Genomic DNA, 16,117 nt, shown 5'->3' on the forward strand with positions numbered 1-16,117 from the left:
GGCGACCGCCGCCGACCTGGTCTGCGCCGGCGCCATGGCCTGGCTCGAAGCAGTCCAGACCCTGGAGCGCGAGGGCTTTGGCGCCTTCAGGCAGCGATTCGACCAGGTGGACGCTTTGGCTGGCCGCAAGGTCAACGTGCTGGACAAGGGCGCTATCCTTCTAGGCGGCACCGCCTGCGGCGTGGACGAGCAAGGCCGCCTGCTGGTGCAAACGCCCGAGGGCACCCAACCGATCCTGGTCGGTGAAATCTCGATTCGACGCCAAGCATGATTATTCTCATCGACTCCGGCAACAGCCGTCTCAAGGTGGGTTGGCTGGACGCCGGCAACCCCGACACGCCGCGCGAGCCGGCGGCGGTCGCCTTCGACGGTCTGGACCTTGACGCTCTGGACCGCTGGCTGTCCACCTTGCCCCGCCGCCCTTTGCGCGCGCTTGGGGTCAATGTGGCCGGCGAGACCCGTGGCGCAGCCATCGCCGCCATACTGCAAAAACACGGCTGCACGGTGGCTTGGTCGCTGTCGCAGGCCAGCACGCTGGGGCTGGTCAACAGCTACAAGACCCCCACGCAGCTGGGCGCCGACCGCTGGGCCTCGCTGCTGGGCGTGCTGTCGCGCCTGCCTGGCGCGCACCCGCCCTTCGTGCTGGCCAGCTTCGGCACCGCCACCACCATCGATACCGTCGGCCCCGACAACGTCTTCGCCGGCGGCCTGATCCTGCCCGGCCCGGCCATGATGCGCAGCGCCCTGGCCCATGGCACCGCCAATCTCCCCATCGCCAACGGCCAGGTCGTGGCCTACCCGACGGACACGCACGAGGCCATCGCCTCGGGCATCGCCGCCGCGCAGGCGGGCGCGGTCGTGCGCCAGTGGCTGGCCGGACGCCAGCGCTACGGCCAGACGCCGCAAATCTACGCGGCGGGCGGCGGCTGGCCCGAAGTACACCAGGAGATCGAACGTTTGCTGGCGGATGCTGGCGGCGCCTTCGGCGCCTCGCCCGTGCCTATCTATCTGGATCACCCCGTCCTGGACGGTCTGGCCGCGGTTGCCCGCGCCACCCTGAACGTCGACGCCTGAACGGAGCCCCCGGCCATGCGCGTGCTCTTCATCCTCATTCTGCTTGCGAATCTGGGGGTCTATGCGCTGGGCCAGGGCTGGCTGGGCGTGCGCCCCGAGGACGAAGGCCGCGACCCGCGCCGCTTCAACCAGCAATTGAATCCGGACGCGGTGACCCTGGTCCCCAAGACGGCGCCTGCTCGCACCGCGCCCTGAAGCCCCGTACGGCACACGCGCCTGCCGAGGTGGGCGCTAGCCCGCCCTTCCCGCCTCCAGCCATGGCGCCAGCGCGTCCAGCGTGCGCTCAGTGGCGCCCGAATGCATGCGGAACCATGCCAACGCCGCCTCCGCCGCGCGGTGGCGGCGCGGCTCGTCCGCCAGCAGCGTCATTGCCGCATTCACCGCCTCGGCAGCATCGGCCGCTCGCAACGCTGCACCCGCCGCGATGGCGTCTTCCGCCGCCTGCTTGAAATTGAAGGTATGCGGACCGACGATGACCGGCACGCCCGCCGCGCAGGCCTCGATCAGGTTCTGCCCACCCAGCGGCGCGAAACTGCCCGCAACGATCGCGGCGTCCGAAGCGGCGTAGTAGAACGCCATCTCGCCCAGCGTGTCGCCCAGCAGCACCGCCGTCTCCGGCCCCGGCGCCTCGCCCTCGGACCGCCGGACGTATGGCAGCCCAGCCTCCGACAGCAGGCGCGCGGCCTCGTCAAAGCGCTGTGGATGCCGCGGAATCAACAAGAACAGGGGCGCGCCCGGCTGGGCGGCATGGCGCTTGATGGCCTCGATGAAGCCGCCGTCCTCGCCCTCGCGCGTGCTGGCCACCGCCACCACGCGCCGGCCCAGTTGTGCGCGCCAGGCCTGCCCCGCGGCAACTTGCGCCGCAGGCAGGACCAGATCGAATTTCAGATTGCCCGTCACAACCGGTTGCGGCGCCCCCGCCTGAACCAGCCGATCCGCGTCCTCGGCGGTTTGTGCCAGCACCGAATCCAGTCCGCCCAGGGCTTCGCGCATCACGCCACCCATCCTGCCCGCCTGCCGCAGCGACGACGCCGAGAACCGGGCGCTGACCAGCGCCATGGGTACGCCCGCTTTGCGAGCGGCCGCCAGCAAGTTCGGCCAGATCTCGCGCTCGATGAGCAAGCCGCAACGCGGCCGCCAGCTCGCCATGAAACGGCGGGTCGCGCCGGGAAAGTCGTAGGGCAGCCATGCCTGGCGCAACTGCCCGCGAGCGATCGCGTCAGCATACTGGCGCGCGCCCTCGGCCCTGCCAGTGGCCGTCATGTGTGTCAGCAGCACCGGCAGGCCCCGGTCGAGCAGGGCCTGCAGCAAGGGCTGCGCGGCGCGCGTCTCGCCCAGGCTGACCGCATGCACCCAGACGGGAGCCGTCCAGGACGCAGAAGGGATGGCAGCCGCTGCGGCATGCCCGAAGCGTTCGGCAGAAAAGATTTCCCACTGGCCGCCCGCGCGCCGGGCACGGTGGCCCATCCAGAGCCAGACCAGCGGTGACAGAGCCCTGAGCGCCAGCGAGTAGACGCCGCGGTTCATGTCACTGGGCGGCCAAGGCCTGCTCCACCGCCGCCATCACGGCCTCGCGCGAAGGCGAAGCCCCGCGGTCGCCCAGGCTGGCGGTGTAGCTGGAGCCGACCAGCGGCGTGCGCACCGGAGTCGAGGCGCGGTAGATGCCGATGGTAGGACGGCCCAGCGCGGCCGACAGATGGGTCAGGCCGCTGTCCAGCCCCACCATCAGACGCGATCCGGCCAGCAGGCGCGCCACCGCGCTCAGATCCATGCGCGGCATCACCTCGGCGCCATCCATGCCGGCAACGAGCAATCGGGCACGCTCGGCTTCCTGGTCATTCCCCGCCAGCAATTTCAGGGTGCATCCGGCCTCGCGCAAGCGGCGAAAGACGGCGCGCCAGTCATCTTCGGGCCAGAGTTTGTCGTCGCGGCTGGCCGACGGCATGATCACGGCGTAGCCGCGGTCCGTATCCAGATGGTGCAAACGCGGCAACTCGCCGACATTCAGGCCCTCGCTGCCGACTTCGAGCACGGGGTCCGCCGCAGCCTGTGTCGCTTGGCGCGCGAAAGCCTGCAGGCCGAAATCGGGCGCGCCGGCGTATTGGTAGCCGAACGTCAGGGCGGCAAGCTTGCGCTGGCGGATCACCGCCGGCTGCCAGAACTCCACCCGATGCCGCACGTTGTAGAACAACGACGCCAGCGGTTCACGGGCCGAACGCCAGTCCAGCCCATGCCGCACGCCACGGGTCTGGCGCACCAGCCAGGCGGATTTCAAGAGCGCCTGCATGTCCAGGACAATGTCGTACTGCACCGAGCGCAGGCGTTCCTTCAACGCTTTGCGCTCCGCCCGCACGTCCGCCGACCACCAGGCCTTGCGCCAGCGGCGATGGGCGACCTTGATGACCTGATTGACTGCCGGATGCCAGGAAGGAATGTCGGCAAAGGCTTCTTCCGCGATCCAGTCGATCTGGGCATCCGGAACATGGCGGGCAATGTCGGATATTGCCGGCAGCATGTGCACGAGATCACCGAGGGACGAGGTGCGGACGATGAGGATTCTTGTAGGCATGTGCAAAGATTCGTGCTTGGCGCGACCCTCGGCCAGATGGTGGCAGACGCCGCTCAACGCAGCCCGAACTTTACAACAACATTGCGCCTTCCCGCATTGATCGCAACCTCGCCCGCAAGACGGCGTCCCAGGGATAAAACAAACGGCAGCTATGCTTCGTGCGGCAAGATCAATGCCCTTTCTTCTTCTTCAAAATCATCCATTTCGGCATGCGGAACAAAACCAGCCGGCGGTAAAGCACCACATATAGAGTGGAGAATGCCGCCGTAAAGAACATCAATAGATAAGGTTCCTGCCAGAACAACACCGCGGGTATCACGGCAAGCGACGACAGCAGCCACAAATAGGGCGAGGTCATGGCGTTGCGCTGTGTTTGATGGCGCATTTCACGCGACCCGATAGCCCAGCGCACCAACCGCTTGTAGATCAGCATGTGCAGATGCACGCCATCCGGCGCTCCAGGCGAACGCCCCCGCAGCCATTTCTTGCGATAAATGGAAAACAATGTCTCAAACACAGGATAGATACACAGCAAGAGCGGAAACCAGGCCGAAACCTCAGGGTGTCTTGCAAGCATCAGCACCGACAGTTCGCCGATTATGAATCCCAGAAAATAGGCCCCGCCGTCTCCGAGAAATATATGGCCGCGCGGATAGTTCAATAGCAGGAATCCGACGATGCCGCCCAGCGTGCTCAATGCCACAATCAATAAAAATCGGTCACCCAGATAGAACGAGACATAGGCGAATCCCGCCAATATCATTGCCGACACCACCGCCGCCAAGCCGTTATACCCGTCAATTATATTAATTGCATTGGCTGCGCCGCCAATCGCCACTGCAGTAAAGAGAAGCGAAACTAATGAAAACTGCAGCAACCAATCGATTCCAATAATATCGACGCGAGTTATCGCCGCACCCAAAAAATAATAGGCCACTACGCCCGACAACATTGCCAGGCCGAGTCGGACTAAAACCCTGACTTGCTTGGTCAGATCCTCGACAAACCCGCCGAGAAAGGCGGGCATGGATGCAGCAAGCAATACCACCAGGCTCGGAAGCACCTCGGGCTCGCGAACCGCGACCAGAGCGCACGTCACCCCGCTGGCCATGAGCAGCGACAATCCGCCGATTCGGGGAACTGGAACCGAATGATACTTCTGCACACCCTCGATATCATGATCAGCCGTTAGACCATCATGCCAAGAGCGGTAGCGCACAATCAACAAAGTTGATATGAGCGAAACCAGGAACGCTACGAGGACGTACAGCATGGAGAAGATAACCGGAAAGGAACTGGCGCGATTGTAGCGTCAGACGAAGATAAAACACGAAAACAAATTGGATCGCCCTGGAAAAGAATGGAACCGGGTTTTGCAAGATAATAGGAAGATGCTTCCCCGGGATTCCGCCAGCAGCTAAACTCGCGCCTCTGCGGCTAGGCCTCTGCGGTTAGACATGACCGCCGGTCTCCCGGACTGGGCCGCCTCCGTACACTCGCCTAAGAACCAAGACGCATTCTCATAAACATGCTGCCCCCAGACCTTGCTGTATGCGCGACTCTGACGCAAATGCCTGAATGGCGCGCCTATGCGCAAGCCATTCAAGATGCGGCGTTCGTTCCTGATGAACTCCGCCTGATAGAAGCGGCGGGCCTTACCGTCGATCTGAGCGCACAGGTCACATCCCCAGCTGTCCAGACGGCAGGTATCGACTTGCTGAGCGCCCGCGGTTTCGAACGTGCGCGCGCGGCGCTTTTGGCCGGGGAGCACGTCAACAGAACGGAAGACCGTGCCGCGTGGCACACCATGTTGCGCGCGCCTGATCCGATCGAGCAGGTGGCGCGCGAACGTCAACGCGTGCGCGAATTCGTGCAACAAGCGGATGCCGGCGGCAGATGGAAGGCAGTGATACACATCGGCATCGGAGGCAGCGACTGGGGCGTACGTCTGCTTGCCGACGCATGCGGCGGCAAGCAGACGCGGCGGACCCTGAGATACGTCGCCAACATCGATGGGCATGCTCTGGAAGACGCCATCCTGGGCATGGATGCGGCAAGCACCTTGATTGTCGTAACGTCTAAATCCTTCACTACGACAGAAACCCTGGCCAATCTACGACGCGCGATTCGCTGGCTCGAACAAGCCGGCATCGAAGCCCCGTGTGACCAAGTTGTCGCCATCACTGCCCGGCCAACCGCGGCGCGTGCGCTTGGCATTCCTGCCCACCAGATCTTCGAATTCTGGGATTGGGTGGGCGGGCGCTATTCACTTTGGTCGGCGGTCGGTCTCCCAGTCGCAATGGCGGTGGGCCTTGATGTCATTGACGGCGTTCGCGCCGGAGCCGCGGCCATGGACCACCATTTCGCCCATGCGCCCATTGCCGAAAACGCCCCGGCTCAGCTGGCGCTGGCAGGCATAGCCAATCGCAGCGTGTTGGGCTACGGATCCCTCAGCATCGCTGCCTATGACGCACGCCTGCAATTCCTGGCCCCCTATCTACAGCAGCTGGACATGGAATCCTTGGGGAAATCCGTAGATATGGCGGGCCGACCTGTCACAGTGCCCACCGGCGCCGCCGTTTGGGGCATGCCGGGCACCGATGGCCAGCACACGTTCTTCCAATGGCTGCACCAAGGCACGGACGGCGCCGCCGTGGACTTCATCATGTGCCGCGAAGCGGATCATCAATGGGTGGAAGAGCACGCCATGCTATTGGCGAACTGCCTGGCCCAACGCCAGACGCTGCTGCAAGGAACCTCATTCGATGCAGACCTGGCCGCCATGTTGGCCCAAGGCATGCCGGCAGAGAAAGCTGCCTGGCTGGCCCGACATCGCAAGCACCGAGGCGGCCGGCCCTCCACGTTGTTCGTGCTGCCCCGCCTGACCCCTTATGCGCTGGGCGCCCTGCTGGCTCTCTATGAACACAAGATTTTCGTGCAAGCGCTCGTATGGGGAATCAATCCCTTCGACCAGTGGGGCGTCGAGGCGGGAAAACAGATGGCTAGCGGTATTTTGGAGGAGCTGCATGGCGCTCCGCAAAGCGCGGCCCATGATCTTTCGACTCAACATTGGATTTCGATCTTGGCCGAGAAGCGCTAGCAAGACGCGCTACTGCGAGCGACAGGAATACAACGATACAATGTCGTGTTTCACACCCCCGTTTTAGATTGAACCTATCTATCAAGGCCTCGCCTGTAATTACAGAAATTAATTAATGGCGAGCGCTACCTCCCAGCTGGCGCCCGGCCTCTGACATTCCCCCATCTTTGCCTACAGTCATGGCCTTTCTCCCTTTCATTATTGTCGCCCTGCTAGGGGCCATGCCGATTGCCACCATGACGGTCGGCGGCGGTAGCGCATTGTTTTACGTGGTTTTTTCCCTATGCCTGGTTCGGTGTTTCACCCGGGAGGGGGGATGGCGGGAGACCTGGAACAGCCTGAAGGATTACACCTGGGTCGTTGCGGCCCTGCTTGTACCTTTCTGTGCAATCGCACTTAGCCAGTATGCACATGACATTACTCACGCCCCTTCCCTGGAACGAGGCCTGCGCATCAGCCTTGGCTTTCCCGTCATCCTGGGCGCGCTGCTGAGCATCAACCCAGCATCGCTTCGGAATGTGTTCTGGGGCATATTGATTGCTGGGTGGGCTTCGGCTGGAATTGTTTTCTGGCTGGTCTTTCCCAACTGGAATCGCCCGAACACCCCCGAATACAACGCAGTTACCTACAGCAATCTGATGCTGCTTTGGCTATTCATCACTTTTTGCAGCATAGGATGGCAGCTGTCCAAGCACGCACGACTTGAAAAGTACTTCAAAGTCCTGACCGTCATTGTCGTTTTCGCAGGCTTCGTGTTCACGCAAACGCGTAGCGGATGGATGGCGATCCCCCTGCTTCTGTTTATTGCCATGTGGTTATTCGGCCATCTGCGGCACCCGTTCCGCGCGTTTGGCCTGTTGATCGCAGGCGTTGCCGTTCTCGTTGCGATCGGATCCACCAATCAAGCTTTACGCGACCGTGTTGAACAAGGCATCGACGAATTTCACGCATGCCAAGGCGCCAACGCGACGGCCGATACCTCCGTCTGTATCCGGCTCCAGCTATGGCGGGCCGCAAGTCAAATGATCGAAGTGGAACCCATCTTCGGCCTGGGCGGCTCCGACAGATTCGTTCCGGAACTTGAGGCACGAGTAGCGACAGGGGTCGTTTCGCCCTTTGTCGCGCAAGACTTCGGCGAACCCCATAACGACATGCTGCAGATGCTGGCCAGCTATGGGCTGCTGGGAGGCCTGGCGCTGACGCTTCTTTACTTTGTTCCCGCCGGCATATTCTTGCGCAGGATGACTGCGACAAACCCTCAGCCAGTCCGCGTAGCGGCTGCCATGGGAACCGCTCTGACATTGGGGTTCGCGATATTCGGACTGACGGAGCTTATGTTCCGCTCGATGCACAATATCTCGCTATATGTGACGCTGCTGGCATGGCTGCTGGTCCTGAGCGACAGAAAACGAAGCTCGAGCTCGTAGCAAGTGGGCGGACGCTTGCGACCGCCACAGCCATGGTCAAAATGCGCAACTAGGGCCACAATAGGGCTGTGACTCTCGCAAGGAGACAGCCATGCGCATTGCAGATGCCCAGTGGATTCCTTCGACCCAGCATCAGACTTGGGACGCTCTGACCGATCCTGCCGTGTTGCAGCGATGTATCCCGGGCTGCGTGGAGGTCTCCCGCCTCAGTCCGACCGAGTACGCCGTCAAGCTGCACGCCAAGGTAGCCGGCATCGACACCGACTATGACGGCGAAATCCTCATGTCCGACGTTGACCCGCACAACAGCTGCACGCTGGTCTTCGAAGGCAAGGGGCGCGCCGCCTGCCTGGCCATCGGAACGGCGCAGATCAACCTCAGCGCCAAGGACCAAGGCACGCGGGTCGCCTATACCGTTGCCTGCATGACCGGCGGCAAGCTGGCGGAATACGGCGAGGGGATGCTGCTGAAGGCAGGCGACAAGATCATCCAGAAGTTCTTCGCCACCTTCATCGACTACATGGCCGGCCAACCCCGTCTTGCGCCGCCGCCGCCGCCTCCCGAACCAGAGCCGCGCGGGCTGTCCAATTCGCGCTGGTCCTGGATCATGGTGGTGCTGGTCATCGCGGTTTTCTGGGGTTATCACGCCTTCTATAAGTGAAATCCCTGACGCGCTGGTGATATTCTGTGCGGCATGACGCCGCCACCTGAATCACAGTCCCCATCCACCCCCGTCCATACGCGACGCGACCTGCTGATGGGCATGGCGGGGGTTTCGGCGACGGTGGTCCTGGCCGCGCTGGATTCCACCATCATCAGCACCACCCTGCCGCGCGTGGCCGAGGCACTCAATGGCATGGCGTTGTATGCCTGGGTGGGAACGGGCTACCTGCTGGCCACCGCCGCATCCATCCTGATTTTCGGGCGGCTGGGCGACATGTTCGGCCGCAAACCGCTGATGCTGCTGTCGGTGCTGATTGTGGCGCTGGGCTCCATTGCCTGTGGCCTGTCGCAGACCATGACCCAACTGATCATCTTCCGGTCGCTGCAAGGCATAGGCGGCGGGATGATGATCGCGACCGCGTTCGCCGCCCCGGCGGACCTGTTTCCCGACGCCAAGCAGCGGGTACGCTGGATGGCGCTGGTGTCGGCGGCATTCGCCATGGCCAGCGGCATCGGTCCGGTGCTGGGCGGGGCGGCGACGCAGGCGCTCGGCTGGCGCGCAGCCTTCTTCATCGCGCCGATCGCGGCTGCGGGCGCGTTTTTCCTGCTGGCCCGCTATTTCCCTCGCATCCGGCCCATCCATGACGGCAGCCGCAAGATCGACTGGCTTGGCGCCATTCTGCTGGTCCTGGCGGTGGGTGCGCCACTGGCTGCGCTGGAACTGGCGTTTGCCAGCGGCGACCATGCCCGCCCCATGCTGGGATTGGCCCTGGCCGTGGTGGGCGTGGCGGCCATCGCCATCCTGATTCCCACGGAACGGCGCGTAAGTTCCCCCATCTTTCCGCTGCGCGTGCTGGGCGGCGCGGAATCGCGGCTGCTGAATCTGGCGGCGATGATGGTGGGCGCGGTCATGTTCGTGCAGATCTTCTACAGCCCGCTGCTGCTGCAGCAGGTGCTGAACTACAGCCCGAGCGAGGCCGGGCTGCTGCTCACGCCGCTGGTTGCGGCGATATCGGTTGGCAGCATCATCAATGGCCGCCTGTTCCCCAAGCAGAGCGAGCCGCAGCGCCTGATGGTATTCGGCGGCGGCCTGCTGGCGGCCGGCTCGCTGATGGTGCTGCTGATCTCGCCGGGCACCTCCGCCTGGTGGATCCTGGCTGCCTTCTTCGTCAACGGCTGTGCGTTGGGCTTCCTGTTGCCCAACCTGACCCTCTTCATGCAGATGCTGAGCGAGCGGCGCGACGTGGGCGTGGCTTCCGCGCTGGTCCAGACCACCCGCGCCATCGGCAGCGCGCTGGGAACAGCCCTGGTCGGCATCATTATTTCCCACAGCACGGTACTAAACGGAGTGCGCGCAGGCTTGGTGCTGTGTATCGTCCTTTCGCTGACCTGTGCCCTGCTGGCCTACCGGGTCAAGATGAAGAACCTGGCCACGAACCGCAAATGAGCCCCAAGCGGGACTGAACATGCGTCAACGCAACTTGCTGGATCTGCTGCTCCTGGCTGCCGTCTGGGGCGGCTCCTTCCTTTTCATGCGCCTGGCGGTCCCGGAATTCGGACCGATCGCGCTGATCGAACTGCGCGTGGGCCTGGCCGCGCTGGTTCTGCTGCCTGCCGCCCTGTGGCGCGGCAAGCTGCCCGTCATTGCGCGGCACTGGAAGGCCTTGCTGATGGTGGGCGTGCTGAACGCGGCGGTGCCCTTCCTGTTGTTCGCCTATGCCGCGCAATCGCTGGGCGCCGGCTTCCTGTCGGTGGCCAACGCAGTGACACCGGTATGGGGCGCAGTCATCGGCTGGCTGTGGCTCAAGGACAAGCTGCCCTGGATGCGCTCCCTGGGGCTGATGATAGGCGTGGTCGGCATCGTGGTGCTGGTGTGGGACAAGCTGAACTTCAACGATGGCGGCACGGGGCCGGCGGTGCTGGCGGCGGTATCGGCGCCGGTGTTCTACGGCATTGCGGCCAATTGGACCAAGCGCTTCCTGACCGGCGTGGACGCCCTGGCCAACGCTACCGGCAGCATGATAGGCGCGACGCTGGTGCTGCTGCCCCTGGCGGTGACCCACTGGCCCGAGGCGCCCGCGTCCATGCAGGCCTGGATCGCCACCATCCTGCTGGCCGTGGTGTGCACGGGCGCGGCCTACATCATCTTCTTCCGCCTGATCGCCAATGTCGGGCCGACCGGCGCCGTCAGCGTCACCTTCCTGGTGCCGATCTTCGGCGTGTTGTGGGGGTCCTGGTTCCTGGACGAGAGCATCACGCCGTCGATCGCGGCGGGCGCCGCCGTCATCCTGGTCGGCACGGCTCTGGCGCTGGGTTTGATCAAGCGGCGCGCCTGAGCGCGCCGCGTTCAGTACTTGTCCGAGGTCCCCGTCAACGCCACCCCGATGCGCAGCAGCGTATAGGAAACCGCGTCGACCCAGCGCCGCAACCATCCCCGGCGCTGGTATTCCAGCGGCCGGATGAAGCGCCCGCCTTCCCGGATGGCCGCCTCCAGCCGTTCCTGCAGGTCCCAGGAAAACGGCTGGTCGTCCACGACGACGTTGGCTTCGCGCGCCAGCAGCAGGCTGAAGGGGTCGAGGTTGGACGAGCCCACGGTCGCCACGTTGTCGATGACCGCCACCTTGGCGTGCAAGTAGCTGGGCATGTACTCGTAGATCTCGATGCCATCGCGCAGCAGCTGGTCGTACAGCGAGCGCGTGGCGTGGTACTGCATGCGGTATTCGATCTTGCCTTGCAGCAGCAGACGCACGCGCACGCCGCGCGCGGCGGCCTTGGCGAGTGCGCGGCGGAACTGGCGGCCAGGGAAGAAATAGGCGTTGGCGATCAGGATGTCGCGGCGCGCATGCGCGATGCCATACAGGTAGGCGCGCTCGAAGGTCTGACGGAACCGCAAGTTGTCGCGCAGCACCAGCGCGGCGCGCAGCTCGCCACAGGGCGCAACGGAAGCGTGGCGCGGCTTCAGCAGCCGCATGCGGTTCCAGTCGCGCGGATGGCGGCGCAGGCGCGCCCAGTTCAGCCGCACCCACAGCAGTTCCTGGGCATAGGCGGCCTCGGTGACCAGCGGCCCTTGCACCTGCACCGCGAAATCGAAGCGCGGCCCGGTGATGCCGTCCGTCGGGTCCTGGTCATCGTAATCGTCGATGATGTTGATGCCGCCAATGAAGGCGATGCGCCCGTCCACCACCGTGACCTTGCGGTGCAGGCGCCGCAAGCGGCTGCGCGACGGGATGTAGCGCGCGAACCAGCGCGGCTCGGGGCGGAAGATACGGCACTGCGCGCCGGCGTTGGTCAGCCGGGTGCGCAAGGGGTCGACGAACTCGGCGCTGCCGAAGCCGTCCAGCACGACGCGCACCTTCACCCCGCGTCGGACGGCCGCCTCCAGGCAGTCCAGCACCCGGGAACCGGTGCGGTCCGGCGTGAAGATATAGGTTTCCAGGTGCACGCTGACCTGGGCGGCATCGATGGCCGCGCACAGCGCGGGAAAGAAATCGGCGCCGTTCTGGAGCAACCGGATGTCGTTGCCCTGCGTCCAGTCCAGCTTGGACTGCTCTGCCCTCACGGCAGTTCCAGCTCGGCCAGCAAGGGGGAATGATCAGAAAGCTTGGCCCATTCGCGGCCGCGCAACACACGCGCGCTGCGCACGGCGAAGCCGCGCTGGTAGATGCGGTCCAGGCGGAACCACGGAAACACCGCGGGGAAGGTGCGCGGCGGCGGAAGCAGCAGACGCGAACTGTCGCCCATGCCGAGCTGGTTGGTACGCTCCATGACGGAGACGCCGCTATTGGGCAGTCCGCGCAGGGCATTGCTCAGGCGCTTGACCGAATCGCGCAGGCGCGGCAATTCGCCGCCATGGCTGCGCGGCGCATGCGAGAACACTTCGTACAGACCCAGCTGCTGCACGAACAACGGCGCCAGGCGGTCACCCCAATCATTGAAATCACCCGCGATCAGGATGGGTTCGCCGTCCGGCACCATGTGCCGGATACGCTCGGTCAACGCCAGTATCTGGCGGCTGCGGCTACCGGCAAACAGGCCCAGGTGCACGACGAAGCAATGCACGGCTCGCCCGCCCAGCTCGATACGGGCGTGCAGCAGCCCGCGCTGCTCCAGCCGGTGGTCGGAAATATCCAGGTTTTCGTGGTCAAGAATGGGAAAACGCGACAACAGCGCATTGCCGTGGTCCGTCTCGTGGCGGACGGCATTGCGCCCATAGGCCACATCCAGCCGCAAGGCGGCGGCAAGGGATTCGTGCTGGGCATCGAGCAGCGATTTCTGCTCATTGCGGCCCTGGACCTCCTGCAGGAAGACCAGGTCCGGACGCAGGCCATAAAGGCCCAGACGCAATTCATTCAGGGAGTCGCGCCGGCCCAATGCCGAGCGGCCCTTGTGTATGTTGTAGCTGACGACGCGGATGAGCGACATGGAAAAATGGCGCCTTTCAAAACTGGGGAACCGCCGGCCACTGCAAAAAAAGAAGCCCGGCCAGCACCGCCAAATCAGGCGGCGTTTGCCAGATTACTCCAATTCAGAAGACCGTTCCCACCGCCGCGGGCTGACCCGGTCCTCAAACAACGGCAGGTCCCAGCGCCCAGTCGAGCACCCCACCCCGCAAGCAAACAACGCCCCCCAAGCGGGGCCGCACGGATCCGGGCTCCGCCGGTCCGTAGCGGCGCCCCCCTGGGGGGGAAGCGCCTACGGCGCTTCGGGGGGGGACTACTTCGGTTCTACGTTGCGCAAGCGGATGTGCAGTTCGCGCAGTTGCTTCTCGTCGACTTCCGAGGGCGCCTGGGTCAGCAGATCCTGGGCACGCTGGGTCTTCGGGAAGGCGATCACGTCGCGGATCGATTCGGCGCCGGTCATCATCGTGACGATACGGTCCAGGCCGAAAGCGATGCCGCCATGCGGAGGCGCGCCATACTGCAGCGCGTCCAGCAGGTAGCCGAACTTCTCGCGTGCTTCCTCGGCGCCGATCTTGAGCGCGCGGAACACCTTGCTCTGCACTTCCTCGCGATGGATACGGACCGAGCCGCCGCCGATTTCCCAACCGTTCAGCACCATGTCGTAGGCCTTGGCGAACGCCTTGCTGGGATCGGTTTCCAGGAAGTCTTCGTGGCCATCCTTCGGGCTGGTGAAGGGGTGGTGGGCGGCGGTGTAGCGGCCGTCTTCCTCGTCGTATTCGAACATGGGGAAGTCGACCACCCACAGCGGCTGCCAACCGGCTTCGAACAAGCCCGTCTTTTTGCCGAATTCGCTGTGGCCGATCTTCACGCGCAGCGCGCCGATGGCGTCATTGACGACCTTCTCGCGATCCGCGCCGAAGAAAATGATGTCGCCATCTTGCGCGCCGGTGCGCTTGACCAGTTCGGCCAGGGCAGCGTCATGCAGGTTCTTGACGATGGGCGATTGCAGGCCTTCGCGGCCCTTGGCCACTTCGTTGACCTTGATGTAGGCCAGGCCCTTGGCGCCATAGATGCCGACGAACTGGGTGTAGCCGTCGATCTCGCTGCGCGACATTTCGGCGCCGCCAGGCACGCGCAAGGCGACCACGCGGCTGCCGGGCGCCGTGGCGGCGGCGGCGAACACCTTGAAGTCCACGTCGCGCATGACGTCGGTGATGTCGGTGAATTCGAGCTTTACGCGCAGGTCCGGCTTGTCCGAGCCGTAGCGACGCATGGCTTCGGTCCACGGCATGATCGGGAACGGCGACGCCAGGTCGACACCCTGCACCACCTTGAACACGTGGCGGATCAGGTTCTCGAAGATTTCACGGATCTCGAATTCGTTCAGGAACGAGGTTTCGCAGTCGATCTGGGTGAATTCAGGCTGGCGGTCGGCGCGCAGGTCTTCGTCGCGGAAGCACTTGGTGATCTGGTAGTAGCGGTCGAAACCGGACACCATCAGCATCTGCTTGAACAGCTGCGGCGATTGCGGCAGCGCGAAGAAGTGGCCGGCGTTCACACGCGAGGGCACCAGGTAGTCGCGCGCGCCTTCGGGCGTGCTCTTGGCCAGCATCGGGGTTTCGATGTCGATGAAACCCAGCTGGTCCAGGAACTTGCGCGTTTCGATCGACACGCGATAACGCAGCATCAGGTTGCGCTGCATCTGCGGACGGCGCAGGTCCAGCACGCGATGCGTGAGGCGCGTCGTTTCCGAGAGGTTGTCGTCATCCAGCTGGAACGGCGGCGTGACCGACGCGTTCAGGATCTCGACTTCCTTGCAGAGCACTTCGATTTCGCCCGAAGCCAGCTCGGCGTTGGCAGTGCCCGCCGGACGCTCGCGCACCAGGCCGGTGACGCGGATGCAGAATTCATTGCGCAGGCGCTCCGCGGTGGCGAAGGCGGCATTGTCCGGATCGAACACGATCTGCGCCAGACCCGCGCGGTCGCGCAGATCGATGAAGATGACCCCGCCGTGGTCGCGGCGGCGGTTCACCCAGCCGTACAGGGTGACGGTCTGGCCGAGATGGTCACGGCAAACCTGGCCGGTGTAGCAGGTACGCATGCGGGATGACTCCGTTTATGTGCTTGGTTATAGCGTAAGGGTTACGAATCGGCGCGAGGCGTGTCCTGCACGCCAGGAGCCGGGACGGGAGCGGCCGGCCGGTCCACCGGCGTCGCCGCCTGAACCGGGGCGACTACGCCCATGGAAACGATGTACTTCAATGCCGCGTCCACGCTCATCTGAAGATCGATCGCGTCAGCGCGCGGGACCATCAGGAAGAAGCCGGACGTGGGATTCGGCGTGGTCGGCACGTACACGCTGATGTGGTCGCCGGGTAGCCGGTCGGCCACTTCGCCGCTGGGCGTGCCGGTAACGAAAGCAATGGTCCAACTGCCCGCGCGCGGATACTGCACCAGCACCGCACGGCGAAAGGCCTGGCCGTTGGGGGCAAGCACGGTATCGCTGACCTGCTTGACCGAGTTGTAGATCGAGCGCACCAGGGGTATGCGGCCCAGCATGTTTTCCCACTGGTCCACCATGGTGCGGCCGATCAGGTTGGCGGCGAACACGCCCGTCAGAAGCACCACCACGATGACCAGAACGAAGCGGAAGCCGGGAATGTCGATGCCGAACAGCGATTCGGACGACAGGAAGCCGGGCACGAACCCTTCGAGGGTCGCGACCAGCAAGCCCAGCACCCACACCGTGATGACCAGGGGAACCCAGATCAGCAGGCCGGTGATGAAGTACTTCTTGATGACGCGCATACGCATCGCGTGTGCTCTAGGAAGCGGCGCTACCGGCAGCAGGCGTCGCCGGGGCGGCCGGGGCTGCGGGCGTGGC

Annotated in this window: 14 protein-coding genes and 1 pseudogene; 8 read left to right on the top strand and 7 right to left on the bottom strand. The window is 64.2% G+C overall.

The window, feature by feature from the left end; translation table 11 throughout:
* From VIR09_RS03875 to VIR09_RS03885, 3 genes and pseudogenes are all read left to right on the top strand, one after another.
* Positions 1–271: pseudogene (locus VIR09_RS03875) on the top strand (biotin--[acetyl-CoA-carboxylase] ligase); the annotation flags it as partial.
* Entirely contained in the window at positions 268–1,074 is an 807-nt protein-coding gene (locus VIR09_RS03880) for a type III pantothenate kinase (protein ID WP_332011674.1), read from the top strand. The pseudogene VIR09_RS03875 and the gene VIR09_RS03880, both read left to right, overlap by 4 nt.
* Positions 1,075–1,089: 15 nt before the next feature.
* The gene (locus VIR09_RS03885) at positions 1,090–1,269 is read left to right on the top strand and encodes a hypothetical protein (protein ID WP_332011675.1); all 180 of its coding nucleotides are present in this window, start codon (positions 1,090–1,092) and stop codon (positions 1,267–1,269) included.
* 36 nt (positions 1,270–1,305) lie between these two features.
* Here the strand turns inward: VIR09_RS03885 and VIR09_RS03890 are convergent, their stop codons facing one another.
* The 3 genes from VIR09_RS03890 to VIR09_RS03900 form a co-directional block, all read right to left on the bottom strand.
* Positions 1,306–2,601 (bottom strand): 3-deoxy-D-manno-octulosonic acid transferase, encoded by a 1,296-nt coding sequence (locus VIR09_RS03890; RefSeq protein ID WP_332011676.1) that lies wholly within the window; start codon positions 2,599–2,601, stop codon positions 1,306–1,308.
* Position 2,602: 1 nt separating this feature from the next.
* Positions 2,603–3,643, bottom strand: coding sequence for a lipopolysaccharide heptosyltransferase I (gene waaC, locus VIR09_RS03895; RefSeq protein WP_332011677.1), 1,041 nt, complete (start codon positions 3,641–3,643; stop codon positions 2,603–2,605).
* 169 nt (positions 3,644–3,812) lie between these two features.
* A complete protein-coding gene (locus VIR09_RS03900; RefSeq protein ID WP_332011678.1) occupies positions 3,813–4,916 on the bottom strand; it encodes a glycosyltransferase in 1,104 nt (367 codons plus the stop codon).
* Positions 4,917–5,171: 255 nt separating this feature from the next.
* On the opposite strand from VIR09_RS03900, the gene pgi reads away from it, so the two are divergent.
* From pgi to VIR09_RS03925, 5 genes are all read left to right on the top strand, one after another.
* Positions 5,172–6,743, top strand: coding sequence for a glucose-6-phosphate isomerase (gene pgi / locus VIR09_RS03905; protein WP_332011679.1), 1,572 nt, complete (start codon positions 5,172–5,174; stop codon positions 6,741–6,743).
* A 179-nt stretch (positions 6,744–6,922) separates the two neighbouring features.
* Positions 6,923–8,170, top strand: coding sequence for an O-antigen ligase family protein (locus tag VIR09_RS03910; protein WP_332011680.1), 1,248 nt, complete (start codon positions 6,923–6,925; stop codon positions 8,168–8,170).
* A gap of 91 nt (positions 8,171–8,261) precedes the next feature.
* On the top strand, positions 8,262–8,831 hold the full coding sequence (locus VIR09_RS03915) for a carbon monoxide dehydrogenase subunit G (RefSeq protein ID WP_332011681.1): 570 nt from the start codon (positions 8,262–8,264) through the stop codon (positions 8,829–8,831).
* 96 nt (positions 8,832–8,927) lie between these two features.
* Positions 8,928–10,280 carry an MFS transporter gene (locus VIR09_RS03920; protein ID WP_332011687.1) on the top strand — a complete coding sequence of 451 codons (1,353 nt, stop codon included), beginning with the start codon at positions 8,928–8,930 and terminating at the stop codon, positions 10,278–10,280.
* 19 nt (positions 10,281–10,299) lie between these two features.
* Entirely contained in the window at positions 10,300–11,169 is an 870-nt protein-coding gene (locus VIR09_RS03925) for a DMT family transporter (RefSeq protein WP_332011682.1), read from the top strand.
* An 11-nt stretch (positions 11,170–11,180) separates the two neighbouring features.
* Here the strand turns inward: VIR09_RS03925 and clsB are convergent, their stop codons facing one another.
* The 4 genes from clsB to VIR09_RS03945 form a co-directional block, all read right to left on the bottom strand.
* Positions 11,181–12,392 carry a cardiolipin synthase ClsB gene (gene clsB, locus VIR09_RS03930; RefSeq protein ID WP_332011683.1) on the bottom strand — a complete coding sequence of 404 codons (1,212 nt, stop codon included), beginning with the start codon at positions 12,390–12,392 and terminating at the stop codon, positions 11,181–11,183.
* Positions 12,389–13,255 carry an endonuclease/exonuclease/phosphatase family protein gene (locus VIR09_RS03935; RefSeq protein WP_332011684.1) on the bottom strand — a complete coding sequence of 289 codons (867 nt, stop codon included), beginning with the start codon at positions 13,253–13,255 and terminating at the stop codon, positions 12,389–12,391. The genes clsB and VIR09_RS03935 overlap by 4 nt, the downstream gene beginning before the upstream one ends.
* A 291-nt stretch (positions 13,256–13,546) precedes the next feature.
* Positions 13,547–15,334, bottom strand: coding sequence for an aspartate--tRNA ligase (gene aspS, locus VIR09_RS03940; RefSeq protein WP_332011685.1), 1,788 nt, complete (start codon positions 15,332–15,334; stop codon positions 13,547–13,549).
* Between the two features lie 41 nt (positions 15,335–15,375).
* Complete coding sequence (locus tag VIR09_RS03945) at positions 15,376–16,041, bottom strand: DUF502 domain-containing protein (protein ID WP_414639382.1); 666 nt, start codon at positions 16,039–16,041, stop codon at positions 15,376–15,378.
* Positions 16,042–16,117: the final 76 nt, after the last annotated feature.

It is taken from the genome of Achromobacter sp. (assembly GCF_036567245.1).
Lineage (GTDB): Bacteria > Pseudomonadota > Gammaproteobacteria > Burkholderiales > Burkholderiaceae_B > Achromobacter.

Coding starts and splice junctions, on each gene's coding strand:
- VIR09_RS03880 (WP_332011674.1), top strand. CDS start 268: ATGATTATTCTCATCGACTCCGGCAACAGCCGTCTCAAGGTGGGTTGG.
- waaC (WP_332011677.1), bottom strand. CDS start 3,643: ATGCCTACAAGAATCCTCATCGTCCGCACCTCGTCCCTCGGTGATCTC.
- VIR09_RS03910 (WP_332011680.1), top strand. CDS start 6,923: ATGGCCTTTCTCCCTTTCATTATTGTCGCCCTGCTAGGGGCCATGCCG.
- aspS (WP_332011685.1), bottom strand. CDS start 15,334: ATGCGTACCTGCTACACCGGCCAGGTTTGCCGTGACCATCTCGGCCAG.
- pgi (WP_332011679.1), top strand. CDS start 5,172: ATGCTGCCCCCAGACCTTGCTGTATGCGCGACTCTGACGCAAATGCCT.
- VIR09_RS03925 (WP_332011682.1), top strand. CDS start 10,300: ATGCGTCAACGCAACTTGCTGGATCTGCTGCTCCTGGCTGCCGTCTGG.
- VIR09_RS03890 (WP_332011676.1), bottom strand. CDS start 2,601: ATGAACCGCGGCGTCTACTCGCTGGCGCTCAGGGCTCTGTCACCGCTG.
- VIR09_RS03915 (WP_332011681.1), top strand. CDS start 8,262: ATGCGCATTGCAGATGCCCAGTGGATTCCTTCGACCCAGCATCAGACT.
- VIR09_RS03920 (WP_332011687.1), top strand. CDS start 8,928: ATGGGCATGGCGGGGGTTTCGGCGACGGTGGTCCTGGCCGCGCTGGAT.
- VIR09_RS03900 (WP_332011678.1), bottom strand. CDS start 4,916: ATGCTGTACGTCCTCGTAGCGTTCCTGGTTTCGCTCATATCAACTTTG.
- VIR09_RS03945 (WP_414639382.1), bottom strand. CDS start 16,041: ATGCGCGTCATCAAGAAGTACTTCATCACCGGCCTGCTGATCTGGGTT.
- VIR09_RS03935 (WP_332011684.1), bottom strand. CDS start 13,255: ATGTCGCTCATCCGCGTCGTCAGCTACAACATACACAAGGGCCGCTCG.
- VIR09_RS03885 (WP_332011675.1), top strand. CDS start 1,090: ATGCGCGTGCTCTTCATCCTCATTCTGCTTGCGAATCTGGGGGTCTAT.